This window comes from Sphingomonas sp. (assembly GCF_004799495.1).
GTDB lineage: Bacteria > Pseudomonadota > Alphaproteobacteria > Sphingomonadales > Sphingomonadaceae > Sphingomonas.
On record NZ_SSMY01000011.1, the window covers coordinates 104,571 to 127,623 of the forward strand.

Genomic DNA, 23,053 nt, shown 5'->3' on the forward strand with positions numbered 1-23,053 from the left:
TCAGTACTGTCCATACCGCCCGCGCACCGACGCCAGCAACGCCGCGGGATCGTAGCCGACGCCGTCCTTGAACACCGTCACGATGCGCTCGATATCGGCGATATTTGTTGATGGATCGCCATCGACGAGCACCAGGTCGGCATCCTTCCCTTCGGCAATCGACCCGATCCGCCCGGCAAGCCCGAGATAGGTCGCGCCGTTGAGCGTGCCGATGCGGATCGCCTCGAGCGGCGAGAACCCGGCCTGCACCAGCAACTCGATCTCGCGCTGGTCGCCGAAGCCGGGCAGCACTTGCCCGCCGCCGGTGGGATCGGGCCCGGCGATCAGCAGCCCGCCCGCCGCGACGAACGCGCGTTCCAACCCCAGTTCATTGGCCCATTGCTTCGCCCGCGCCGCCTTCGCCTCGGGCGACGCGGTGCTCCCTCGCGTGCGGACGTAGAAATAATCGGCGCGCGCCTCGGGCGTCATCAGGTCGAGCTGGCGCTGCGGCAGCGTCGCGTAGGTCGGCGACGCGCCTTCGAACACCGGTAGCGTCGAGGTGACGGCGACGTGCTTCGCGACGAGCAGCGCGATCAGCGCCTTCGCCGCCGCGCTGTCCGGCGTCATCGCGGTCAGCGTCGGGCCGCCGGTGCCTTTCGAGCAGGTGTCGGGCGCCTTCCCCGGATCGAGCTGCGTGTTGACCCAGAAGCCATGCTCCAGATTGTCGATCCCGAGCGCCGCAGCCTCGGGATAGGTCACCGAGCACAGATGCCCCGTCAGCTTCAGTCCGCGCGCGTGCGCCGCATCGATCGCCGCCTTCAACTCGGCGCGCGTGATGTTCATATACGCCTTGAACGACGTCGCCCCGCGGTCCGCCCAGTAATTCACCGTCGCGACGGCGTCCGCTGCGCCCTTGAGCGGGTGCATCTGGAGGAACGGGCTGCCCGATCCTTCGAGATACGGCCCGGTCACGTCCATGTGCGGCCCGGGCAACGTCCCCGCGTCGATCGCCGTCTTCATGTTGAGGTCGGTGTACGGTTCGACCGACCCCGTCGTGCGCAGCGTGGTCACGCCCGACGCAAGGTAGAGGCGGGGCGACGAGAAGGCCATTTGCGGGATCATCAGCGGCGGCTCGCTGCCGCCCTCGGCGGTCAGGTTGGGGCGCGCGATATAATATTGGTGGTCGTGCATCCCGATCAGGCCGGGGATCAGGCTCTTGCCGGTGCCGTCGATGCGCTGGAAATCCGCCGGACCCGTGTCGTTGCCCGGATGGATCGCGACGATCTTGCCGCCGTCGATCAGCACGGTGCGGTCGTCCTCCGCCGGCGCGCCGGTTCCATCGATTACGCGCACGTGCATGATCGCAATCTTGGGACCCGGCACCTTCACGAACGGCAGCACCGCCTTCCCCGGCGCGGCGGGCGGCGGGAGGACGGCAGCGGCCATGTTGACCTTCGCGGGCGCGGCCGCCCCCAGCAGCAGCGCGGTCAGCGGCATCAGTCGGCGCATGGCGGTCTTCCCCCGATTTCGCGCCGCATGATGCGCGCTCGCGGTTGCCCGGGCAAGCGCCGTTCCCTAAGTGTTCGCGCGTGACTCACCCCAGTACCTTGCCCGACGATCCGCCGTATCTGCGCGGCCTCAACGCGCCGCAGCGCGAGGCGGTGCTGACCACCGAGGGCCCGGTGCTGGTGCTCGCTGGCGCCGGCACGGGCAAGACCGCGGCGCTGACCGCGCGCCTCGCGCACCTGCTCTTCACCCGCAAAGCGTGGCCGTCGGAAATCCTCAGCGTCACCTTCACCAACAAGGCCGCGCGCGAGATGCGCGAGCGCGTGCGGCACATCGTCGGCGACGTGGTCGAGGGGATGCCGTGGCTCGGCACGTTCCACGCGATCGGCGCGAAGATGCTGCGCCGCCATGCGGAGCTGGTCGGGCTGCACCCCAATTTCACGATCCTCGACACCGACGACCAGTTGCGGCTCTTGAAGCAGATCATCCAGGCCGCCGACTTGGACGAGAAACGCTTCCCCGCGCGCCAGCTCGGCGGGCTGATCGACGAGTGGAAGAACAAGGGCCTCGTCCCCGCCGACATCCAGGCGGGCGAGAGCGAGCGCTACGCTAACGGCCGCGGGGCCGAGCTCTATGCCGCGTACCAGGCGCGGCTGAAGGCGCTCAACGCGTGCGATTTCGGCGACCTGCTGCTCCACATGCTCGTCATCCTGCGCACCCACCGCGAGGTGCTCGCCGACTATCAGCGCCGTTTCAAATACGTGATGGTCGACGAATATCAGGACACCAACAGCGTCCAGTACCTCTGGCTCCGCCTGCTCGCGCAGGAGCGCAAGAATCTGTGCTGCGTCGGCGACGACGACCAGTCGATCTATTCGTGGCGCGGCGCGCAGGTCGAGAACATCCTGAAGTTCGAGAAGGATTTTCCCGGCGCGAAGGTCATCCGGCTGGAGCAGAATTACCGCTCGACCCCGCACATCCTCGCCGCGGCCTCCGGGGTGATCGCCAACAACAGCGGCCGCCTCGGCAAGACGCTGTGGACCGAGGAGGCCGAGGGCGAGAAGGTCAAGGTGCTCGGCGTGTGGGACGGGCCCGAGGAAGCGCGCCGCGTCGGCGACGAGATCGAGGCAGCACAGCAGGTCCGCGGCCAGAGCCTCGACACCATCGCGATCCTGGTCCGCGCGCAGCACCAGACGCGCGAGTTCGAGGACCGCTTCATCGCGATCGGCCTGCCGTACCGCATCGTCGGGGGTTTCCGCTTCTACGAGCGGCAGGAAATCCGCGACGCGCTCGCGTATCTCCGCGTCGTGGCGCAGCCCGCCGACGACCTGGCGTTCGAACGGATCGTCAACACGCCCAAGCGCGGGCTCGGCGACAAGGCGCTGGCGAAGGTCCACCAGCTCGCGCGCGCCGAGGGCGTGCCGCTGACGACGGCGGCCGCGCGTATCCTCGACACCGACGAACTGACCCCGCGGGCGCGCCGCGCGCTCGGCAACCTCGTCGCCGACATGGCGCGCTGGCGCAGCATGGCGGGCGAGATGCCGCACCCCGACCTCGCGCGCCAGATCCTCGACGAAAGCGGCTACACCGCGATGTGGCAGGCGGAGAAATCGGCCGAGGCCGCCGGGCGGCTCGAAAATCTCACCGAACTCGTTCGCGCGATGGAGGAATACGAAAACCTGGGCGCGTTCCTCGAACACGTCTCCCTCGTGATGGACAATGACGCGAGCGCCGACGAGGCCAAGGTAACGATCATGACGATCCACGCCGCCAAGGGCCTCGAATACGACACGGTGTTCCTGGTCGGGTGGGAGGAAGGGCTGTTCCCCTCGCAACGCTCGCTCGACGAAGGCGGGCTCGCCAGCCTAGAGGAGGAACGCCGCCTGGCGTACGTCGCGATCACGCGCGCCCGGCGCCGCGCGACGATCCTCCACGCCGCCAACCGCCGCATCTACGGCCAATGGACGTCGAGCATCCCCAGCCGCTTCGTCGCCGAACTGCCCGACGCGCATATCGACAGCGAGAGCAGCATGGCCGGCGGCGAAAGCCTGTGGCGCGCCAACTGGAGCGAACGCGCCGACCCGTTTGCGGACGTCGCGCGCGGAACGGGCCGCGGCCCGGGGTGGCAGCGCGCGGCGGGCATGGACATGAGCAAGCCGGGCGGCAGCTTCACCAGCCGCACCTTCACCCGCGAACCGGCCCGCGTGGTCGAGGCGCGCGCGAGCGCGGTGAGCCTGGGCAACAAGGGCCGATCCGACGTCGCGATCGGCATGCGCGTGTTCCACCAGAAATTCGGCTACGGCACGATCGAGGAGATCGAGGGCAACAAGCTGGAGATCGAGTTCGAACAGGCCGGGCGGAAGCGGGTGATGGATAGTTTTGTGACGGTGGGGTGAAACCTGAGGGTTCAGTCGAAAGATGCAGGTTCTCCCGCTACCTTCCAATCCACCATGCCACCAAGAAACTCTTTGGTAGGGTACTGTCGGATATCTCGATCGGTAGCACCAGCCGCACGATGCTTCTCGAAATACCATTCCTGAAAATCCGCATATTTGCCGATAATTCGTTGAGCTCCTACGTTTTCGGCGTCGGCCTCATTGACCAGCCAATTCCGAACTTTTTTGATGGCAATGTCAAACTTGTTTGAGTGAGATTCGATGTCGTTGCCTGCTATATCCGACAAAGCTTTCTGATAATGGTATTGTTTGTCGGCCGTGATCAGCATCTTTTTTTCGGCCCACACGCCATCCTTGAATTTCCGGCATCCTTGGTCGACACCGAGTTCGAACGGCATGTTAAGTCGATAAATCTCACCAACTTTTCGCGCCTTATATCGGCTAAGGTCATGAATAGAGTATTTTGATTTTTCTATCAGCTCTATAATCTTATCTATTCTAACTTCAGCACCGTTGTTGCGCTCTCGGGCGATACGAGGTTTAAATTCAAGATAGACGATGCAAAACAGCATCGCTTGCAAAATAGGCTCAAACTCTTTGTCAAATGGACAATTGATAAAGACCGACTTGTGGAAATCCGGATCCTCCACAGACTTTAGCCTTTGGGAGGATAGCTATCTGGACCATAGGAATCACGACTGCGAATTCGGCCATCCCGACCATGAATATACAGCTCAGTACCTTGGTTTTTGGCTGCTTTCCTTGCCTCCGAGATAGCTTCGGACTGGGTGTCGAAAACGCGCGATGCCTTCGAAGCGCCCGCTTTGCGAACGCTCCACTTGCTACCGTTTGGCACGACGTGTTGACCGGGCTTCGACACAATATCCTCCTCACGGTTCCTCATTGACAGTATAGGAAGCAGTTGGGCTGAAAGCGATAGCCATCAATAAGCCGCCACCCGCTTCACCCCAACCACATCCCCCCTTAGCCCGCACCTGCGCCAGATCGTGCGCCGCCTGCATCCGCATCAGCGTGTCGGCGCTCAGCCCAAATGCCTGTTCGAACCGGATCGCCATTTCCGCCGACAGCCCGACGCGGCCGCGGAGCAGGTTGCTCATCGCCTGCCGCGTCACGCGCAGTTTCGCCGCCGCGTCGGTCACCGACAGCCCATGCGGCTCGATCATCTCCGCGCCCAACCACGCACCGGGATGGACCGCAAAACTCGGGTGCAGCTTGATCGCCGTGGCCGCCGCATACTTGATTCCCAATTTGGGAACAACTATAAAGGATCGTGAGGTGGATCGCTCGAAACACGCTCGTCGCGTTCATTGACAGGCATCCGGAAACGCGTGCCTCGCTGACGCACTGGCAGAGCGTGGTGAAGGCGGCAGCGTGGTCGAATGCGGCGGAGGTGCAATCCGCCTTTTCGAAGGCGAAGGTGCTGAACGGCGAGCGGGTGAGGTTCGAGGTCGCGGGCGGCGATTACCGGCTGATCGCCGCGTTCGATTTCCGTCGCGGTATCGCCTTTGTAAAGTTCGTCGGCACCCACGCCGAATACGACCGGATCGACGCGTTGTCGGTCAATTTGTTTTGAGGAACTGGTATGCAGATCGCCCCGATCCGAACCGATGCCGATCACGAGGCCGCGTTGCGCGAGATCGAGACGCTGTGGGGCGCCTCGGAGGGAACGCCCGACGGCGACCGGCTCGACGTGCTGGCGACGTTGGCCGACGCCTATGAGGACAAGCGCTGGCCGGTCGCCGAGCTCGATCCGGTCGAGGCTATCGAGGCCGCGATGGCGCATGACGGCCATACGCGCGCCGATCTCGCCGCGCTGATCGGCGGCAAATCGCGCGCGTCCGAGATTCTACGGCGGCGGCGCGCCCTGACCTTGCCGATGATCCGCCGGATTTCACGCGAATGGCATGTTCCCGAACGTCTGCTCGTGCGTGAATATGCGCTAGCGAGCGATGCGCGCTAACCCGTGGAATTAAACCCTTCCAATGTAGGATTTCGTCTGAAATACGCTGGTCGATGCACCCCGCGCCCGACCTCGATCCGATCGCGTTCGATCCCGTTCCCACCGCCTCGACTCGCCACGACGGCTGGACGCCGACGCGGCAGCGTGCGTTCATCGATGCGCTCGGCAAGTGCGGGCTGGTCGCCGCCGCCGCGCGCGAAGTGGGGATGACACCCAAGTCCGCCTATCGCCTGCGCGCGCGGGGCGATGCGGCGAGCTTTGCCGCGGCGTGGGACGTGGCGGTCGATCAGGGCAGCGCGCTGGCCGCCGACACCGCGATCGAGCGCGCGATGCAGGGCGAGGTGGTCCCGGTCTTCTATCGCGGGCTGCAGGTCGGCGAGCGGCGGCGCTACGACAATCGGCTGCTGATCGCCGCGCTGCGTAACTGGCGGCCCGCCGCGCCCGACGGCACCGCAACGCTCGCCGCCTTCCTCGATTCGTCGCATTCCAACGCGGACATACCGTGACTTTCGTGACCTTCGGCGAGCGCCCCGCCCCTGTCCCCGGCTAGCATAGCGTGGGACCGCCGTGCTACGCCGCGCGGCGATAGAAAGGCCGCACGTCCCGCTATGCTGAAGAACCTGTTTTCGAAGGGCGCTCCCCCCGCCGAGGCCGAGTCGGAAGCCGCTGCGCCCGCCCCGGCCGAATCCCGCGCGATCACGATCGGCTGGCTGCTCAACACCGAACAGTCCAGCATCATCTGGGACACGCCTCGACCGGTGCGGATCGAATCGCAGTCCAGCGACCCGCGCTCGGTCGGGCAATGCCCCTCCGCGCTCGATTTCGACCGGCGGCATTACGCGATCAACTGCCCGATCGACGTCCACTTGCGGCTCGACATGTCGGGCGGCGCGATGGACGTGAAGAACATGCTCGCGGACAAGAGCCCGATCCGGTCGGACGCGCTGCAACGCTGGATCGTGTTCCAGCCGCGCCACGAATGGCGCCACCCGCAGCGCCCAGTGCTGCAGATGCTGACGCCGTTCGTGTTCGTCACGGACGACCCGGTGTACATCAACCAATATCCCCCGATCTTCCATTATTCGGGGGACAGCCGGCCGGGCATTCCGATCAGCGGGCGCTTCCCGATCGACATCTGGCCGCGCGCCTTGATGTGGGCGTTCGAATGGCACGACACGTCGAAGGATTTGATCCTGCGGCGCGGCGAGCCGCTGTTCTACGTCCGCTTCGAAGGGACCGACCCGGCGGCACCGATCCGGCTGATCGAGGCGAAGAAGACGCCCGAGCTGGAAAGCTTCATGGCGTCGATCTCGGGCGTGACCGAGTTCGTCGGGCAGACCTATTCGCTATTCAAGACCGCGCGCGAGCGCCGGCCGGCGAAGCTGCTCTTCCCGAAGGACTAGCGGCGGCGTATCGCCGGCACGATCATCGTCGATAGCGAAGGGAAGCATGCGTTGAAGTACATCCGGGTGGTCGAATGCGTGGTGATGGACGACCGCGTCCGCGTCGAACTGCTCCGCGAGGATCAGCAGACGCACCGGTTCGAAGTCGGCGCCGAATGCGCCGGGCTGCTCACCGCGTCGCTCGCGACCGAGGTGCAGAAGCTCAATGCCGAGACCAGGGCGCAGCAATTCATCCGGCCGACGGGCATGCAGACCGGGCGAACCGAACAGGGCGAGCCGATGCTCTTTCTGTCGCTCGAGGACGGCGTGGAACTGCCACTGGTGTTCAAACCCGAAAGCGTGCGCGTGCTCATCTCCGAACTGGAGAAATTGATGAACGCCGTTCAGCCGGAGCACGAAATCCGCTGGCAGTAATCGGGTAGTCCAGCATGGATAGGATTTAGCTTCGTTCACGCCGGATCAAATTGAGCAATACTTTCCCTCGCCGCGATGATACTTATGGTGTCACATCGCGGATCGGGAGGGGAATATGACCACCTTGTTTGCCTGGGTAACGCCCGCCTTCTGGAGCGGGTCGCCGCTCGATCACACCTGGGTCACCACCTACAACAGCAACCTGACCCCCTACCCCGCGATCGCCGACGTCGTCGCGGCGGGCGAGGATCTGTGGTATTGCTGGGGCAGCTTCCATCCCATCGGCAACCCGCCGGGGATGCTCGCGTCGCGCGCGGGCAATCGCGCGCTCGCCGAATGCCTGGTCCAGCCCAACGCCGATTCGTCGACCAGCGCGCCCGCGCGCGGCACGATCTTCACCTATGGCGTCGACGGCGTGTGCCACCAGCTCGCCAACCAGGTGCTGTACGCGACCGGCAGCCCGGGCAACCCGCCGCTGACCGTCAAGGGCGCGCGTGGCTATTCGCTCAGCAGCTTCCTATTTGGCACCTATGGGCTTCAGGCGTCGGCGTGGCACACCAAACTGCAAGGATGCCTGGGGCTGGGCGATCCGGTGTCCGGGTTGCCGCAGTGGAGCGAAAAGATCATGCCCGATGCGCCGCCGACCCCCGCCCTTCCCGACGATTTCCGCGACCATGCGCGCGAAGTGCTGGCGGACGATCCGGAGAAACTTCAAGCGCTGATGGCGCTGCGCGGCGAGATGCAGGCGTTCCTCGCGCGGCGCGTCCCCGGTTTCCTTCCGCCCGACGCGGAGATGCTCAACGCCCACCACCGACATATGCTCGAACAGGCCGCGCTGTTGCTGGGGCCGGAGAAGTTCACCCAGCTGTTCGGGATCGAGCCGGGCGAGCAGGTCGATCTCGTCGATCCGGCGATGGCCGCTGCGCAACGCGGGGACGAGCCGCAACCGTTGTGAGGCGACGGCGGCATGGGCCGCGCGCCACCTGTACCGCACCCGACCATCGCATTCAGGAACCATGTCGTTGCAGGGGCGTATCGTCCACGTCGCCCTATTCCGGGCACGAGAGGATGAACCCATGAAGAGCTTTTTGATCGCCGCCGCGATGGCGGGCATGATGATCGGCGCGGCCCCCGCCGCCGCCGCAGCGGCCGGCAACGCGCCCGCCGTCGCCGCGCCGCAGGACAGGGACTGGCGCGACGAGCGCCGGGATCGCCGCGACGACCGCCGCGATCGCCGCTGGGACAATGACCGCCGCCACCATGGCTGGGACCGCGGCCGCCACAACGGCTGGGGCAACGGCAACCGCTGGTGCCATAACGAGCGCCGTCACCATCGCTGGGTCCGCATCTGCCGCCGCTGACCCGCATGAAAAAGGGGGCGGCCCGCAAGCCGCCCCCGATTTTCTGGGACCGTCGATAGCCGTCGCGGTCAAACGGTCGCGTCGGTCATCGTCGTCAATTCGGGCTTGGGCAGGCCGTTCGCGGTATAATCGGCGACCAGCTCTTCCTTGCGCGCGCGCAACTGATCGCCGAGCGCGTCCATGTCGAGCCCGGCATGCCGCGCCTGGCTGAACATGCCCTCCATCCGCTTTTCCTCTTCCTCGACATGGTGCTCGATCTGTTCGGACAGCACCTTGACCTTGGCGTCGTAGAAATCGTCGCCGGGCCCGCCCGCTTCGATCTCGGCGATCAACACCTTCGCGCCGTCATGTTCGACATAAGCTTCCTTGATCAGGTCTTCCTCGACCTTGCCCTCACACGCCGGATAGAAAATTTCTTCTTCGATCTGCGCGTGCACGGTGAGCTCGAGGCAGATTTGTTTGGCGATCTTCTCCTTAGCGCCGTCGCCCGTCGCGCCCTCGAATTTCTCGAACAATTCCTCGACCGTGCGGTGGTCGGCTTTCAGCAATGCGATCGCATCCTGCTTGGTATCGGCCATGTTTTCCGTCCTCCTTCGGCCGATCAATCGCGGAGCGCGCGCGGAGTTCCCGAAAAAGGCGCAACCTTGATCGAGATTGGTCCGATCAGCGCTCGGTTCTTGCCCGAACCCAGCGGTTCGCCGCGAACACGGAAAGCGCCCAGGCCGTGCCGAAGCTCCACCCGCCGAGCACGTCGCTCGGCCAGTGCACTCCCAGGAAGACGCGGCTCATCCCGATCAGCAGCACCAGCAGCGCGAAGAACCCGACCAAGGCCACGCGAGGCGCCCAGCCCTTCTGCCCCTCGGCCAGCATCAGTCCGAGCGTGAGGTAGAGCGCGGCGGAGACGAGGCTGTGGCCGCTCGGGAAGCTGGAGTCGGTGACTTGCGCCAAGTGCGGGACGAGGCTCGGGCGCGGGCGGCCGATCGCATATTTGAGGCTGCTGCTGATCAGGCTGGCACCGATCAGCGACCCCGCGATCCATCCGGCTTCGGCGCGGCGGCGCTGGTACAGCAGCCAGACGAGACCCGAGACGCCGAACAGCCACATCAGCGTCGGTCCGCCCAGCGCGGAGATGTCCACCGCCGATTGCAGCAGCCAATGTGGCCCGATCGGCGTATCGAGATGACCGGAAACGCGCAGGCCCAGCAGGATGCGCGGGTCGATCGCCCAGCCCTCGCCCTCGATCAGCTCGTCGGCGAGGTACGCGCCGAGCCCCGCGAGCGATAGCACGAACAGCCCGAGCGCGGGCCACAGCCACGGGCGGAAGACTATCGGTTTGGGATTGTCCTCGGTCACTGCGGCGACCTTGGCACAAGTGCGGCGGCTTGGGCTAGCGCTCGACGGTCATCAGTGCGCCATCGGCGAAGCGCTCGTCGGCCGGGTCCCACAGCTCGCTGGTCTGGAACGGACGGTCGGTGATCGCGATCTCGCCCAAACCGTCGAGCTTGAACACGCCGAGCTTATATTCCTTGGGCACCACGCCGTCGCGCTCGAGCGTGACCGCGCCGACGTGCACCGCATCGTTCTTCATGAACAGCACATGCGGCGCGAGCACCACCACGCCGCGGTTGTACGTCGCGGCGACGCATTGCTTGATCACGATCGCCTGGAGGATCGTCGGCGTCGCGCCGGTCGGCGCCGCCTCGGGCTTGCTGCTCATATCCATGAACTTGATATATCATTCATGTTGCGGTGCAGCAAGAAACCTTAGTAACCGCTCATCGAATAAGGCCGCGCGGCGATGCTTGTCCCCCAGGTCTTGTTGGGCGTCGCGCTCATCGCGAAGCGCAACTCGCCGCCACGCTCGATCTCGTCGTGGGTGATGTAGACGCGGGTCAGCGGTTTGCCGTTCAGGGTGACCGCGCCGACATAGCGGTTCGCGTCGCTCATTCCGTCGGCGACGACCGTGAAGCGCTTGCCGTTGGGCAGCTTCATCGTCGCTTTGTCGACGAACGGCCGGCCGATCACATACTGCCCGCTGCCCGGCGCGACGGGGTAGAAACCGAGGCTCGTGAACACCAGCCACGCCGACATCTGGCCGATATCGTCGTTGCCCGACAGGCCCTGCGGCGTGTCGTTATACTGGCTGTCGACGATCTGCTTGAGCCGCGCCTGCGTCCGCCACGGCGCGCCGGCGAAGGCGTAGAGATAGGCGACGTGATGGCTCGGCTCGTTGCCGTGGATGTACTGACCGATGAGCCCGGCGATATCCTCGGACTTGGAATAATCGAGCTTGGAAGTGTCGAAATCGAACATCGCGTCGAGCTTCGCCACGGTCGCCGCGTCGCCGCCGAGCATGCGGAACAGCCCGCCCTGATCCTGCGGCACGAACCACGAATATTGCCAGGCATTGCCCTCGGTATAGTCCGATCCATAGTTGATCGCGGTCGGGTCGAACGGGACGCGGAAACTGCCGTCCGCCTTGCGCGCGCGCAGCCAGCCGGTCTTCGCATCGAACGAGTTCCGCCAATAGGCGGCGCGCTTCTCGAACGTCGCGGCGACGTCCATCCGCCCCATCGCCCGCGCCATCCGCGCGATCGTCCAGTCGTCGTACGCGTATTCGACCGTCTTCGACGCCGCCTCGGGCTCGCGGTCGATCGGCACGTAGCCGAGGCTCATATAATCGCCGAGCCCGCCGTATGGCGCGTAGGTGGCGCTCGCGACCATCGCGTCGAGGGCCTTGCTCGCGTCGAACCCGCGAATGCCTTTGAGATACGCGTCGGCAATGACCGGGACGGCGTGATAACCGATCATCGTCCACGTCTCTTGCCCCTGGAACTGCCAGACGGGGAGGATGCCGTACGGGCTCTCCTCGCGGCTGGCGACGAGCGAGCGGACGACGTCGGCGGTGGTCGACGGCGGCTGGATGATCGTCAGCAGCGGGTGTTCGGCGCGGAAGTGTCCCACAGCGAAAAGGTCGAGCGGAAGGTGAAGCCATCGGCGCGGTGGATCTGGTCGTCGGGCCCGCGATAGCGCCCGTCGGCGTCCGACAGCACACTCGGCGCCATCAGCGCATGATAGAGCGCGGTGTAGAGCGTGCGCTGCATCTTCGGAGCCGCCTGGATGTCGAGCGCGGACAGCGCCTTGTCCCAGGCGAGTTCGGTCTTGTGGCGGATGGCATCGAAATTGCCCGGTTCGCTGGCGAGGTTGGCGATCGCGCCGTCCTCGTCGACCGTCGAGAGGCCGACCTTGATTTCGAGCGGCGCGTCGATCCGCCCGAAGTCGAGCCGCGCGACGATTGCACGTCCCTTCAGCTCGGCGATGTCGCTGCCCGTACGCCCCGGCCCCTTGAACCCGCGATACGGCACGTCGGTCTCGGTATTGCGGAACTCGTGACCCGTCAGCGGCCGCGAGAAACGCATCGCGAAGAACAATTTGCGCCCCGGCGCCCAGCCGCGCGTCTCGCGCCCGCCGGTCAGCGTGCCGTCAGGCCGTAACCGGATCGACGACCACGACACCTTGCTGGGATAATTGTAGAGGCTGGTGCGCAGGTCGAACACGAGGTGCGCGGCCCTGTCTTTCGCGAAGGTATAGCGATGCACCCCGATCCGCGTCCCCGCGGTCATCTCCGCCCGCACGCCGGGGTCGGTCAGCGTGACCGCGTAATAGCCCGCGCTCGCGACCTCGCTGTCATGGCTGAAGCGCGAGCGGTACCCGCTCCCCGGCTTGGCAGCGTCGCCCGGTTCGAGCGGGACGACATCGCCCGACACCGGCATGACGAGGAAATCGCCAAGGTCCGAATGCCCCGCGCCTGAAAAGTGGGTATGGCTGAACCCTTGGATCGTCGGGTCCTCGTACCGATAGCCCGCCGCGTGTGAATAGCATTTGCGGATCTCGCACGTGGTATTGGTGTCGGGCGACAGCTGCACCATCCCGAACGGGGCCACCGCGCCGGGGAAAGTGTGCCCCTCCCCGCCAGTTCCGATGAACGGATCGACCGCGCCACGTGGGGTTGGCGTCCCAGCTTCGGCGATCGGTGACGCGACCAATCCCAATCCGGCGAGGACGGCGGGCAGGCGGCGAAGGGCGCGGGTCAGCATCCCCGCATCAAAGCATGCCCGCCGCTAGTGCTCAATGATGGAAGACGAACAGGTAGAGCAGGATGATGACCGGGATCGGCACGCCGAGTAGCCACAGAATGCAACCTTTGCCCACGGTCCAATCCTCTCATTGGTTTCGGTAGCGGTACAACCGCGACCGGCGCAATGGGTTCCGCGGACGCCGGGGCGTTGCGCGACGGCGCTAAATCGGCATGAGGGAGCGGATGAAGGACGGCCTGCCCCTTCCCCGCCGTTATGGCGCGATCGGCGCTCTGTGCTGCGGCACTGCGCTGATCATCATCGACGGCGGGATCGCCAACGTCGCCCTGCCCAGCATCGCGCGCGACCTGCACGTCGAGTCTAGCTCGGTCGTATCGATCGTCACGGTCTATCAGTTGATGCTGGTGATGCTGCTGCTGCCGTTCGCCGGGCTGGGCGAGCGCATCGGGCTCAAACGGATGTACCAAGTCGGCCAGGCGATCTTCACTATCGCAACATTGCTCTGCTTCTTCGCCAACAGCCTGCCGTTCCTGCTCGTCGTGCGCGCGGCGCAGGCGGTCGGCGCGGCGGGTGCGCTCAGCGTGTCGTCGGCGCTGATCCGCTCGACCTATCCGGCGAGCCAGCTCGGGCGCGGCCTGGGGATCAACTCGGTGATCGTGTCGAGCTCGGCCGCCGCCGCGCCGACGATCGGCGGGCTGGTGCTGGCGGTGGCGCCGTGGCCGTGGGTCTTCGCGTGCGCGGTGCCGTTCGCGGTGCTGAGCCTGATCCTCGGGCGTGCCTTGCCGAACCCGCCGGCGCGCGACCGCCATTTCGACCTGCTCGGCGCGATCATGTGCGCGGCGATGTTCGGGCTCGTGATCGGCGGCGCGGAGAGCGCGGTGCACGGCAACAGTCCCGTGGTGTCGGCGGCGATTATCCTGACGGGGGCGACGATCGGCTATTATTTCGTGCGGCGCGAACAGGGCGAAGCGAGCCCGATCCTGCCGATCGACCTGCTGGCGCGTCCCGTGCTCGCGCTGTCGGCGATCGGCGCGTACACCGCGTTCATCGCGTCGATGACCCTGCTGCTGTCGACCCCGTTCCGGCTGACGCAGGAGTTCGGGTTCTCGGCGGCGATGGTCGGCGCGTGCATCGCGCCATGGCCGCTCACCAACATGATCGTAGCCCCATTGTCGGGCTGGCTGTCGGATCGCATTCCCGCCGGGCTGCTCGGCGGAATCGGGATGGCGATCAGCATCATCGCGCTGCTCCTTCTCGCCTTCCTGCCGGCGCATCCGAGCTATTTCGACGTGGCGTGGCGGATGGCGCTGTGCGGGTCGGGGTTCGGCACCTTCATGCCGCCCAATGCGCGGCTGATCATCGGCAGCGCCCCGCGCAATCGCGCGGCCGCGGCGGGCGGTATGGTGTCGACCGTGCGCCTGGTGGGCCAGACCACCGGCGCCACCGTCGTTGCGATGCTGCTCGCGCTCGGCGTCGGCGCCGGTCGCGTTCCGCCGCTCGTGTCGGTCGGGTTCGCGGTGGTCGCCGGGCTGTGCAGCGTCGCGCGCCTGCGCCCGTCGATCCGCAACCCGGCGCGAATCGAGGTGCAGGAAGACGTGCCGACGCTTAAGACCACCCGATGAGCGACCCACAGCGCAGCATCGTCATCCTCGGCGGCGGCACCGCGGGGTGGATGGCGGCCAATCTGTTCGCGCATCATCTCGGGCCTACGGTGGCAGTGACCGTTGTAGAGTCGCCGGAGATCGGGATCGTCGGCGTGGGCGAAGGATCGACCCCGCAGCTGAAGGCATTCTTCGACACGCTCGGTATCGCCGAAGCCGAGTGGATGCCGCGCTGCAACGCGACCTACAAGACCGGGATCGGCTTTCGCGGCTGGTCGGAGGCATGGGGGTTCGAGGGCTATTTCCACCCCTTCGCGACCGACCTCGACGGGTTCACCGCGCCCGCGTTCTTCGTCAACGCCTATGCGCGGCGGCACAACGCCGATGTCTGGGCGCACCCCGACCGCTTCTTCCTGCCGACTGCCTTGGCCGGACACCGGCTGGCACCGCTCGTGCCCGACAATTTTCCGTTCAAGGTCGGCTACGGCTATCATTTCGACGCGCACCTGGTCGGCGCGTTCCTGCGCGATCACGCGGTCGGCCTCGGCGTTCGCCACCTGCAGCACCGCGTGGTCGACATCGCGGTCACCGACGGCGACGTGACGCACCTGATCGCCGAAGACGGTGTGACGATCGCCGGCGACTTCTTCGTCGATTGCAGCGGATTTCGCTCGGTCATCGCGCAGGGCGCGCTCGGCGTTCCGTTCCTCCCGTTCGCCAGCAACCTGTTCAACGACAGCGCGGTGGTGATGCCGACGCCGCGCGACCCGAGCGGCACCAACTGCCAGACGATCTCAACCGCGTTCCGCCATGGCTGGGCGTGGGATATCCCGCTCACCAGCCGCACCGGCAACGGCTATGTCTATGCCAGCAGCTATTGTTCGGCCGACGATGCGGAGACCGAATTGCGCGCGCATCTCGGCCTGCTCGATGCGCCGGTCGAGGCGCGGCATCTCAAGATGAAGGTCGGACGGATCGCCGATAGCTGGTCGGGCAATTGCCTCGCGCTCGGGCTGGCGCAGGGCTTCATCGAGCCGCTCGAAGCGACCGCGCTCCACATCGTCCAGGCGACGGTCGAGGGGTTCGTTGCGGCATGGCGCGACGGCGGCTTCGGCCCGCTGCACCGCACCGCCTTCAACCGCACGATCGCCGCGCGGTACGAGGGCATTCGCGACTATATCGTCGCGCACTATCGCATGAACCGGCGCACCGACACGTCCTATTGGCGCGATAATGCCGCCAATCAGGATCTGTCTGATTCTTTGAAGGGCATCATCACTTGCTGGTTCACCGGGCGAGACCTGGAGGAAGAGATCGCGCGGCAGGATATCGGCAAATATTACTCGGCGGCGTCGTGGCATTGCCTGCTCGCAGGGTACGGACAGTTCCCTGATCCCGCGCAGGTCGATCGCAACGCGCCACTACCCCCGACCGACATGACGGAGGTCGATGCATTCATTACCGGGTGCGCGCTGAACTTCGCGTCGCACGATGAGGCGTTGGCGGCGCTTGACGGCCCGACGCGAGAGTGAATCCCGCGTCGTCGGACGCGGCAGTGCCGCGCCGGCCGGCCGGCCGTTCGCGTCGCTGCGCGAGCGGCGATTAGCGAATGCTAATCGCCCCGCTCCGGCTAAAAGACGGCTTTGGCGTCGCCCCCCATCATCGCCGCTCGTACCAGCGGGATCGGTGGGCCGCCGAAGCTCAGGAACTCGTCGTGGAACGCCTTCCACGCTTTCCTGCCGCCACGCGTCGCGATCCAGTCGTCGCGCAGCTTGCGGATCATCAGCTTGCCCATCGTGTAGTTGAGGTACGCCGGATCGTACGTCCCGCGCGCCGCCTGCTGGTCGGCATTGCCCTCATCCTGATAGCATTGCTCACGGAACATCTTGAACGAATCCGCCTGGCTCATGCCGCGCGCGTGCATCCCGATCGCCGATAGGAAACGGCAATCGCGCAGCAAGGCATTGCTGATCTGGCCGATGTGCGTCTCGGCATCGCCGCGGCCGAGCCCGGCGTCCCACATCATTTCCTCGGCATAATGCGCCCAGCCTTCGGCGAAGGCGTAGCCCACGAACAGCTGACCGAAGAGTGATGGCGAGCGGTTGGCGTGGAGGAACTGGACGAAATGCCCCGGCATCACTTCGTGGACCGAAGTGAACAGCAGGTCCATCTTGCCCGGCACGAACCCAAGCTGCTTCGCCTTGGGCCAGCTCGGGTCGGGCGGCGAGATATAATAGACCGACGGGATGCCCTTATCGAACGGTCCGGGCGGGTCGATATAGGCCGAGTTCTGCCGGTTGTACGGCGGGCTTTCCTCGACCAGCGCCTGTTCGGTGCCGGGGATTGAGACGATGTCGTTGGCCAGCACGAACGCCTTGAGCGTCGGGATCTGGCGCCGCGCCTCGGCGACCGGATCGTTCCCGGCAGGCTTGTTCGCCGCCATCTTGTCCATGCATTGCTGGAGCGTCTTGCCGTGCGCGAAGCGATCGCATTCGCTCTTCAGCGCGTCCTGGTTCTTCTTGAGATCGGCGCGCCCCGCCGCCTCGAGCTGGTCGAGCGGGGTATCGACGCCCTCGGTCGCCAGCAGCATCCGCTGAAACTTGTCGGCGCCGAGCGCGAAGTCCTGCGTCGCCGATCCCTTCTGGCCGTCGAGCCACTTGGCGAGATCCGCCATCGCCTTCGACGCCGCACCCGCCGCGTCGTCGAAGTCCTTTTGCAGCGCCTTGTCGTGGACGCTCGCGAACGCCTTCTTCGCGTCGCCGGTGTAATAATCGGCGAAGCCCGAGAACCCGGCGACACCGTATTTAATGAAGCTCGCCGGCATCGGCGTTTTCAAATTGGTGCGGATGTTCGCGGCGGCCGACGGAATTTGGCGGAAGAACTTGATGATCGCCTTCATCCGCGTCGGCGCATCGGCATAGTGGCGCGCGATATAGACGTTGGGATCGAGCCCGCCGCCGACGTAATAAGCGGGGTTGGTGTGCGGCTGGTCGGCATCCTCCAGCCAGAACAGCTTACCCTTGGCGACCTGGATCAGGTAATCGCGTTCGAACGCATCCTGCTTCGACATTTTAGATTTGTCGTAGGCGCCGGCGTCGGTGATCGCCTTGTGGAAGAAATCGCTCTGCGCCTTCAGGCCGGCGGGGCTCCAGTCGGCGATCCCGCCGTCATACTCGTGCTTGCCCTCGTACACCGCGTTGGCGGGGTCGAGCTTGAACCAGCCGTCGATGAAGCCATCGCGGAACTGCGCCCAGGGCATTGCAGCCGCGGCGGTCGTCGTCGACGTGCTGGTGGTATTGCCCGTCGCCGTGTTGTTCGTCGTGGTCGACGATGTGCAGGCGGCCAGCGCCAGGATGGCGACCGCGCTCAACAGCTTTACCTTCATCGCTCTCTCCCGCGTCTTTTCTGGCACGCGTGCTGCCAGATTGCGCGGTTCGACGCCAGTGGTGGGCGCGCGAAAACGCGCGGCGCGCTCCGCTATTTCAGCGGAATGACAACCTCGTTGGGGTTGACCACGTTGAGCTGCTTGCGTGTCAGCTCGTCGGCCATGTCCGGATCGACCTTGCGGGGATCGAGCAACTGGACGCGGTTGGCGAGCACTGCCTGCTGTTGCTTGAGCTGCGCGAGGTGCTGCTGCTGGCGCGCGAGCATTCGCTGATAGTCGCCATACGCCAGCGCGCCGTTCGACCCGACCACCGCGTAGATGCCGAAAAACGCCATGATTCCGAGCGCGAGCGCAGGGAACGCGGCACGGCGAAAGACGTAGCGGAAGGTGGTTTGGGTGCGCGACATTGCGACTTCATCTGTCGCGCAAGCCGACTCATGGATCAAGCTGAAAATTAACCATGATTCGGTGAGTCGAGTCGGTTTAGCGGTAAAGCGAATCCGACGGTGGAACTTACCGCGCCGACCGCAAAACTCCGCGTCCGGCATAGACCGCGATATCGCCCAGTTCCTCTTCGATCCGGATCAGTTGGTTGTACTTCGCCAGCCGGTCCGAGCGCGCGAGGCTGCCGGTCTTGATCTGTCCGCAATTTGTCGCAACCGCGAGGTCGGCGATCGTCGCATCCTCGGTCTCGCCCGAGCGGTGCGACATCACTGCGGTGTACGAATGACGCTGCGCCATCGACACCGCGGCGAGCGTCTCGGTCAGCGTGCCGATCTGGTTGACCTTGATCAGGATCGAATTGCCCAGGCCCCGCTCGATCCCGTCGGCGAGCCGCTCAGGGTTGGTCACGAACAGATCGTCGCCGACCAGCTGCACCTTGTCGCCGACCAGATCGGTCAGTGCTTTCCATCCCTCGAAATCGTCCTCGGCCATGCCGTCCTCGATCGAGAAGATCGGGTAACGCGCGACGAGGTCGGCATAATAGCCGGCCATTTCCGCCGGGCTGAGCAGCTTATTCTCGGCCGAGATGTTGTACTTGCCGTCCTCGAAGAACTCGGTCGAGGCCGGGTCGAGCGCGAGCATCACGTCGTCGCCGGGCTTGTACCCCGCGCCCTCGATCGCGCGCATGATGAAGTCGAGCGCGTCGGTGGTGTTGGCGATGTCGGGCGCGAACCCGCCCTCGTCGCCCACGCCCGTGGAGAGGCCTTTGTCGTGGAGCATCTTCTTGAGCGTATGGAATATCTCCGACCCGTAGCGCACCGCCTCGAACAGACTCGACGCGCCGACCGGCACGATCATGAATTCCTGGAAATCGATCGGGTTGTCGGCATGCTCGCCGCCGTTGATGATGTTCATCATCGGCACCGGCAGCACGTGCGCATTGACCCCGCCGACATAGCGGTAGAGTGGCAGACCGCGCGCATCCGCTGCCGCCTTCGCGGTCGCCAAACTCACCCCCAGGATCGCGTTCGCCCCCAGCCGCGCCTTGTTCGGCGTTCCGTCGAGCGCGATCATTGCCTTGTCCACCTCGGCCTGATCCTCGGCGTCGAGTCCCAGGATCGTGTCGGCGATCTCGCCGTTGACCGCGTCGACCGCCTTCTGGACGCCCTTACCCGACCAGCGACTCTTGTCGCCGTCACGCAGTTCGACGGCCTCGTGCGCGCCCGTCGAGGCGCCCGACGGCACCGCCGCGCGGCCAAACGAACCGTCCTCCAGCATCACCTCGACCTCGACCGTCGGATTGCCTCGGCTGTCGATGATTTGACGGGCGTGCATGTCGATGATTGCGGTCATGGAACGGTCTTCCTAGATTGGTACCCGCAAGGGGTGTCGCGGCGGCGCTCTATCGGGTTCGACTGATGCGGGCAATTCGCTTGGGAGGACGGAACCGGCAGGGACCGCCTTGGTTGTCGCAAGAGGTAGAGTAAGGAACGATTTCATGGCCGACACTGCACCCACGACCCCGACTGGCACCGTCGTCGATAACGACACGGGCGCGACCGCCGGCACCGCGCCGGGCATCCAGACGCTCAAGGACAATGTCATCAAGTTCGCCAACGATGCGGGCGACAAGGCGAAGGCCGCGGCGGAAGACGGCAAGACCCGCGCGGGCGGTGCGCTCGACGAGCTCGCCGCGATGCTCCACGACGCGGTGGGGACGGTCGACGAGAAGGTCGGCGACCAATACGGGCAATACGCCCGCTCCGCCGCCGACGCGGTCGCGAACTTCTCCAAGTCGCTGCAGTCGAAGCAAGTCGACGACATCATCGAGGAAGCGCGCGATTTCGTGAAGAAGAGCCCGGCGGTCGCGATCGGTACCGCGGCGGCGATCGGCTTCGTGCTGGCGCGGCTGGTCAAGGCGGGGCTGGACGCCCCCGCCGACGACAAGAAGGCCTGACGGCGCAGCGCCCGCGTGGAGGAGGAGCCGGCACCCCAGAACGAAAGCATCCCTGCGTTGGTCAGCCGGCTGATCGACGACGGCGAGGAATTCGTCCGGGCGGAACTCAAGCTCTATCGGGCGCGGCTGTTTTCGCGGATCGATGAGGCACGCAACGCGATCATCCTCGCGGTCATAGCACTGGCGCTGGTCCAGGCGGTAATCGTCGCGGCGCTGGTCGGGCTGCTAATCGTGCTGACCCGGCTGATCGGCCCTGGCGGCGCGACCGGGATCGTGGTGGTCGTCGGGCTGGCGCTCGCCGGATTGCTGGCGTTCCTCGCCTACCGTCTGTTGCTCAAGGCGACCGACATCAAGGACAAGGACCGGCGGCGATGAGCTTGGCCGATGACGAACTCGCCCGCGCCGAGGCGCAGTCGGCGGAAAGCCGGCAGCAACTGGCCAACACGGTCGTCGCGCTGCAATCGCGGCTCAAGCCGAGCGCCCTGGCACGCGACGCGATCGACGAACTGAAGGAAATCGGTGGCGACATCGCACAGGCCGGCGTCGACACGATAAAGCGCAACCCGGTGCCGACGATGGGCGTTGTCGCCGCAGTGACCGCCTTCCTCGTCCGCAAGCCGCTTGCCCGCCTGTTCCGCCGCCGATCGACCAATACCTGAATCAACGTTTTCCAAGAGGACTACTCCGATGACCGAGCAGACCACCAAGAAGCCCGCAGGCCGCATGGAAACCGCGCTGACCAGCGCGCGTGGCGCGGCCAACGACGCGCTCCACGAAACGCGCAAGGCGGCGCAGCGCGTCGGCAAGGCCGCCGAGGCCAATCCGCTCGCGGTGGTTGTGGGCGGGATCGCGATCGGGCTGGCGGCGGGCGCGCTGCTGCCCAGGAGCAAGCGCGAAACCGAATTGCTTGGACCGGTCGGCAAGCGCCTGACCGGCGCGGCGGCGGGCGCTGCCGAAGCGGCGAAGGAGGCGGCCAAGGCCGAACTGGGCTCGCTTCCGCTCAGCAAGGGTGCGGCGCGCGCGCAAGTCAACAAACTGCTCGACCAGGTCGGCAAGGCGATGTCGGCGGGCGGCGACGCCGCACTTGCCAAGCGCATCGACGCCCCCATTCGGGCGCCGGCCAAGCGCACGCGCGCGAAAAAGGCCGATTAACCTTTACTTGGAGGTGGGGCGCGATATGGGGCCGCCATGAGCAAGCTCCATCTCGTGTTCGGCGGCCGCGTCAAGGATCCGCAGACGCTCGATTTTGACGAAGACACGATCGAAATCGTCGGCATCTTTCCCAATTTCGCGCTGGCCGAAAAAGCATGGCGCTCCGCCGCGCAGCGCACCGTCGACGATGCCGAGATGAAGTTCGTGGTTGTTCACCTCCACCGCCTGCTCGAGCCCGACCCCGACTTGCAGGCGCCGGCGGCCTAAGCCTTGCGGTAGCGCCAGCGCAGCAACGGGCGTGCCACCAGCAGCCCGGCGATCAATCCGCCGAGCGGATCGATCACGCCCAGCGACAGTTCGAACACGCCCGACGCCAGCATGAAGGCGACGGTGATCAGCATCCAGAACCCCGCCAGCGCGGCGATCTGCGCCAAGCGGCCATAGTGTCGCGGCACCGGCAGGATAGTAGGCACGCCATAGAGCGTGAGATAGGCGCCGACCAACGCGTACAGCCCGGCGCTCGCGCTTTGCGTGACCAAGATCGAGTGCGGCGTCAGCGCCAGCCGCGCCAGCGCGCCGCCATAGGCCCCCGCGACGAACGTCGCGATCAGTCCGACCGGCCCGACCGAGCGCTCGACGTAGCGCCCGGCGATCAGCAGGAAGATTGTGTTCAACAGCGTCGCGAAGATGCTCGCCATCAGGAATTGCGAGACGAGCGGCGAGAACAGCGTCCTGACCGGATCCTGCCGCCACGCGCCCGCCACGACGTCGAACGGCATGAACCCGTAGCGGGCCGCCGTCATCGCGATGACGACGACCAATTGCAGCATCGCGGTGACAAAGATGAACGCGACGAGCGCGTCGGTGACGCGCCCGCGCGGCAAGTCGATCCCGTTCAAATGAACTCGATCTTGCTGACGAGGTAATAGCGGTCTCCCGCGGGCACCGACACTTCGACTTCGTCGTCGACTTTGCGCCCGATCAGCGCGCGGCCGATCGGCGAATTGTACGAGATCCGCCCGGTCTTGGCGTCCGCCTCGGTCTGGCCGACGATCTGGTACCGTACCGGCTTGTCCTCGTCGTCGAGCAGCGTGACGGTCGCGCCGAACACGATCTTGTCGCCCGACAATTCCTTGGGATCGATGATCTGCGCGCGGCTCAGCCGATCCTCGATCTCGGAGATCGCGGCTTCGTTCTGGCCCTGCTGCTCCTTGGCGGCATGATATTCGGCGTTTTCCGACAGGTCGCCGTGCGCGCGCGCTTCCTCGATCGCATCGACGATCAGCGGGCGCTCCTCTTTGAGCCGGCGCAGATCCGCGTGGAGCTTTTCATAGCCCTCCTGCAGCATCGGCATCTTCTCGACGGTCGCCATCCCTT

Annotated in this window: 27 protein-coding genes and 1 pseudogene; 15 read left to right on the forward strand and 13 right to left on the reverse strand. The window is 65.6% G+C overall.

The window, feature by feature from the left end; genetic code table 11:
- Complete coding sequence (locus E7773_RS11825; RefSeq protein ID WP_293991464.1) at positions 1–1,488, reverse strand: amidohydrolase family protein; 1,488 nt, start codon at positions 1,486–1,488, stop codon at positions 1–3.
- Positions 1,489–1,568: 80 nt separating this feature from the next.
- Here E7773_RS11825 and E7773_RS11830 point away from each other — a divergent pair, with 80 nt between their 5' ends.
- On the forward strand, positions 1,569–3,881 hold the full coding sequence (locus tag E7773_RS11830; RefSeq protein WP_293991465.1) for a UvrD-helicase domain-containing protein: 2,313 nt from the start codon (positions 1,569–1,571) through the stop codon (positions 3,879–3,881).
- A gap of 11 nt (positions 3,882–3,892) precedes the next feature.
- Here the strand turns inward: E7773_RS11830 and E7773_RS11835 are convergent, their stop codons facing one another.
- Genes E7773_RS11835 through E7773_RS11845 form a run of 3 tightly spaced genes read right to left on the reverse strand, consistent with a single transcriptional unit; the run spans position 3,893 to position 5,149 of the window.
- Complete coding sequence (locus tag E7773_RS11835; RefSeq protein WP_293991466.1) at positions 3,893–4,531, reverse strand: hypothetical protein; 639 nt, start codon at positions 4,529–4,531, stop codon at positions 3,893–3,895.
- Positions 4,532–4,536: 5 nt separating this feature from the next.
- Positions 4,537–4,785, reverse strand: a complete 249-nt coding sequence (locus E7773_RS11840) for a DUF2188 domain-containing protein (RefSeq protein ID WP_293991467.1) — start codon at positions 4,783–4,785, stop codon at positions 4,537–4,539.
- Entirely contained in the window at positions 4,772–5,149 is a 378-nt protein-coding gene (locus tag E7773_RS11845; RefSeq protein ID WP_363130350.1) for a HigA family addiction module antitoxin, read from the reverse strand. Before E7773_RS11845 ends, E7773_RS11840 begins: the two co-directional genes overlap by 14 nt.
- 23 nt (positions 5,150–5,172) lie before the next feature.
- Between E7773_RS11845 and E7773_RS11850 the strand changes: the two genes are divergently transcribed.
- From E7773_RS11850 to E7773_RS11880, 7 genes are all read left to right on the forward strand, one after another.
- Positions 5,173–5,475: a type II toxin-antitoxin system HigB family toxin gene (locus E7773_RS11850; protein ID WP_293991469.1), complete on the forward strand. Its 303-nt coding sequence runs from the start codon at positions 5,173–5,175 to the stop codon at positions 5,473–5,475.
- A gap of 9 nt (positions 5,476–5,484) precedes the next feature.
- The gene (locus tag E7773_RS11855) at positions 5,485–5,862 is read left to right on the forward strand and encodes a transcriptional regulator (RefSeq protein WP_293991470.1); all 378 of its coding nucleotides are present in this window, start codon (positions 5,485–5,487) and stop codon (positions 5,860–5,862) included.
- Positions 5,863–5,915: 53 nt separating this feature from the next.
- Positions 5,916–6,368, forward strand: coding sequence for a hypothetical protein (locus tag E7773_RS11860; protein ID WP_293991471.1), 453 nt, complete (start codon positions 5,916–5,918; stop codon positions 6,366–6,368).
- Between the two features lie 102 nt (positions 6,369–6,470).
- Entirely contained in the window at positions 6,471–7,265 is a 795-nt protein-coding gene (locus E7773_RS11865) for a hypothetical protein (RefSeq protein WP_293991472.1), read from the forward strand.
- Positions 7,266–7,316: 51 nt separating this feature from the next.
- Complete coding sequence (locus E7773_RS11870) at positions 7,317–7,679, forward strand: hypothetical protein (protein WP_293991474.1); 363 nt, start codon at positions 7,317–7,319, stop codon at positions 7,677–7,679.
- Positions 7,680–7,794: 115 nt separating this feature from the next.
- Positions 7,795–8,634, forward strand: a complete 840-nt coding sequence (locus E7773_RS11875; protein WP_293991477.1) for a hypothetical protein — start codon at positions 7,795–7,797, stop codon at positions 8,632–8,634.
- A 121-nt stretch (positions 8,635–8,755) separates the two neighbouring features.
- Positions 8,756–9,040 (forward strand): hypothetical protein, encoded by a 285-nt coding sequence (locus E7773_RS11880; RefSeq protein ID WP_293991479.1) that lies wholly within the window; start codon positions 8,756–8,758, stop codon positions 9,038–9,040.
- 68 nt (positions 9,041–9,108) lie between these two features.
- On the opposite strand, the gene E7773_RS11885 is transcribed toward E7773_RS11880, so the two are convergent.
- From E7773_RS11885 to E7773_RS11900, 4 genes and pseudogenes are all read right to left on the reverse strand, one after another.
- Positions 9,109–9,618, reverse strand: coding sequence for a hemerythrin domain-containing protein (locus E7773_RS11885; protein ID WP_293991481.1), 510 nt, complete (start codon positions 9,616–9,618; stop codon positions 9,109–9,111).
- 85 nt (positions 9,619–9,703) lie between these two features.
- On the reverse strand, positions 9,704–10,393 hold the full coding sequence (locus tag E7773_RS11890; RefSeq protein WP_293991484.1) for a phosphatase PAP2 family protein: 690 nt from the start codon (positions 10,391–10,393) through the stop codon (positions 9,704–9,706).
- Between the two features lie 34 nt (positions 10,394–10,427).
- On the reverse strand, positions 10,428–10,763 hold the full coding sequence (locus tag E7773_RS11895; RefSeq protein ID WP_293991487.1) for a hypothetical protein: 336 nt from the start codon (positions 10,761–10,763) through the stop codon (positions 10,428–10,430).
- 41 nt (positions 10,764–10,804) lie between these two features.
- Positions 10,805–13,137 (reverse strand): annotated as a pseudogene (locus E7773_RS11900) (GH92 family glycosyl hydrolase).
- 224 nt (positions 13,138–13,361) lie between these two features.
- On the opposite strand from E7773_RS11900, the gene E7773_RS11905 reads away from it, so the two are divergent.
- Positions 13,362–14,759 (forward strand): MFS transporter, encoded by a 1,398-nt coding sequence (locus tag E7773_RS11905; protein WP_293992293.1) that lies wholly within the window; start codon positions 13,362–13,364, stop codon positions 14,757–14,759.
- Positions 14,756–16,270 (forward strand): tryptophan halogenase family protein, encoded by a 1,515-nt coding sequence (locus tag E7773_RS11910; protein WP_293991489.1) that lies wholly within the window; start codon positions 14,756–14,758, stop codon positions 16,268–16,270. The genes E7773_RS11905 and E7773_RS11910 overlap by 4 nt, the downstream gene beginning before the upstream one ends.
- Positions 16,271–16,368: 98 nt before the next feature.
- Here the strand turns inward: E7773_RS11910 and E7773_RS11915 are convergent, their stop codons facing one another.
- From E7773_RS11915 to eno, 3 genes are all read right to left on the reverse strand, one after another.
- On the reverse strand, positions 16,369–18,123 hold the full coding sequence (locus tag E7773_RS11915; protein WP_293991493.1) for a DUF885 domain-containing protein: 1,755 nt from the start codon (positions 18,121–18,123) through the stop codon (positions 16,369–16,371).
- 92 nt (positions 18,124–18,215) lie between these two features.
- A complete protein-coding gene (locus E7773_RS11920; RefSeq protein WP_293991495.1) occupies positions 18,216–18,530 on the reverse strand; it encodes a septum formation initiator family protein in 315 nt (104 codons plus the stop codon).
- Between the two features lie 106 nt (positions 18,531–18,636).
- Positions 18,637–19,920 (reverse strand): phosphopyruvate hydratase, encoded by a 1,284-nt coding sequence (eno, locus tag E7773_RS11925; protein ID WP_293991498.1) that lies wholly within the window; start codon positions 19,918–19,920, stop codon positions 18,637–18,639.
- A gap of 145 nt (positions 19,921–20,065) precedes the next feature.
- Between eno and E7773_RS11930 the strand changes: the two genes are divergently transcribed.
- The 5 genes from E7773_RS11930 to E7773_RS11950 are packed head-to-tail and all read left to right on the forward strand — an operon-like array spanning position 20,066 to position 21,943.
- Entirely contained in the window at positions 20,066–20,524 is a 459-nt protein-coding gene (locus tag E7773_RS11930) for a hypothetical protein (protein ID WP_293991501.1), read from the forward strand.
- A gap of 15 nt (positions 20,525–20,539) precedes the next feature.
- Positions 20,540–20,899: a phage holin family protein gene (locus tag E7773_RS11935; protein WP_293991504.1), complete on the forward strand. Its 360-nt coding sequence runs from the start codon at positions 20,540–20,542 to the stop codon at positions 20,897–20,899.
- The gene (locus tag E7773_RS11940; RefSeq protein ID WP_293991507.1) at positions 20,896–21,183 is read left to right on the forward strand and encodes a DUF3618 domain-containing protein; all 288 of its coding nucleotides are present in this window, start codon (positions 20,896–20,898) and stop codon (positions 21,181–21,183) included. The genes E7773_RS11935 and E7773_RS11940 overlap by 4 nt, the downstream gene beginning before the upstream one ends.
- Positions 21,184–21,211: 28 nt before the next feature.
- Positions 21,212–21,676, forward strand: a complete 465-nt coding sequence (locus E7773_RS11945; protein ID WP_293991509.1) for a hypothetical protein — start codon at positions 21,212–21,214, stop codon at positions 21,674–21,676.
- A gap of 36 nt (positions 21,677–21,712) precedes the next feature.
- Entirely contained in the window at positions 21,713–21,943 is a 231-nt protein-coding gene (locus tag E7773_RS11950; RefSeq protein ID WP_293991511.1) for a DUF4170 domain-containing protein, read from the forward strand.
- Here the strand turns inward: E7773_RS11950 and E7773_RS11955 are convergent.
- Entirely contained in the window at positions 21,940–22,575 is a 636-nt protein-coding gene (locus E7773_RS11955; RefSeq protein ID WP_293991513.1) for a rhomboid family intramembrane serine protease, read from the reverse strand. The genes E7773_RS11950 and E7773_RS11955 overlap by 4 nt on opposite strands.
- Complete coding sequence (gene greA, locus E7773_RS11960) at positions 22,572–23,048, reverse strand: transcription elongation factor GreA (protein WP_293991515.1); 477 nt, start codon at positions 23,046–23,048, stop codon at positions 22,572–22,574. The genes E7773_RS11955 and greA overlap by 4 nt, the downstream gene beginning before the upstream one ends.
- Positions 23,049–23,053 lie beyond the last annotated feature (5 nt).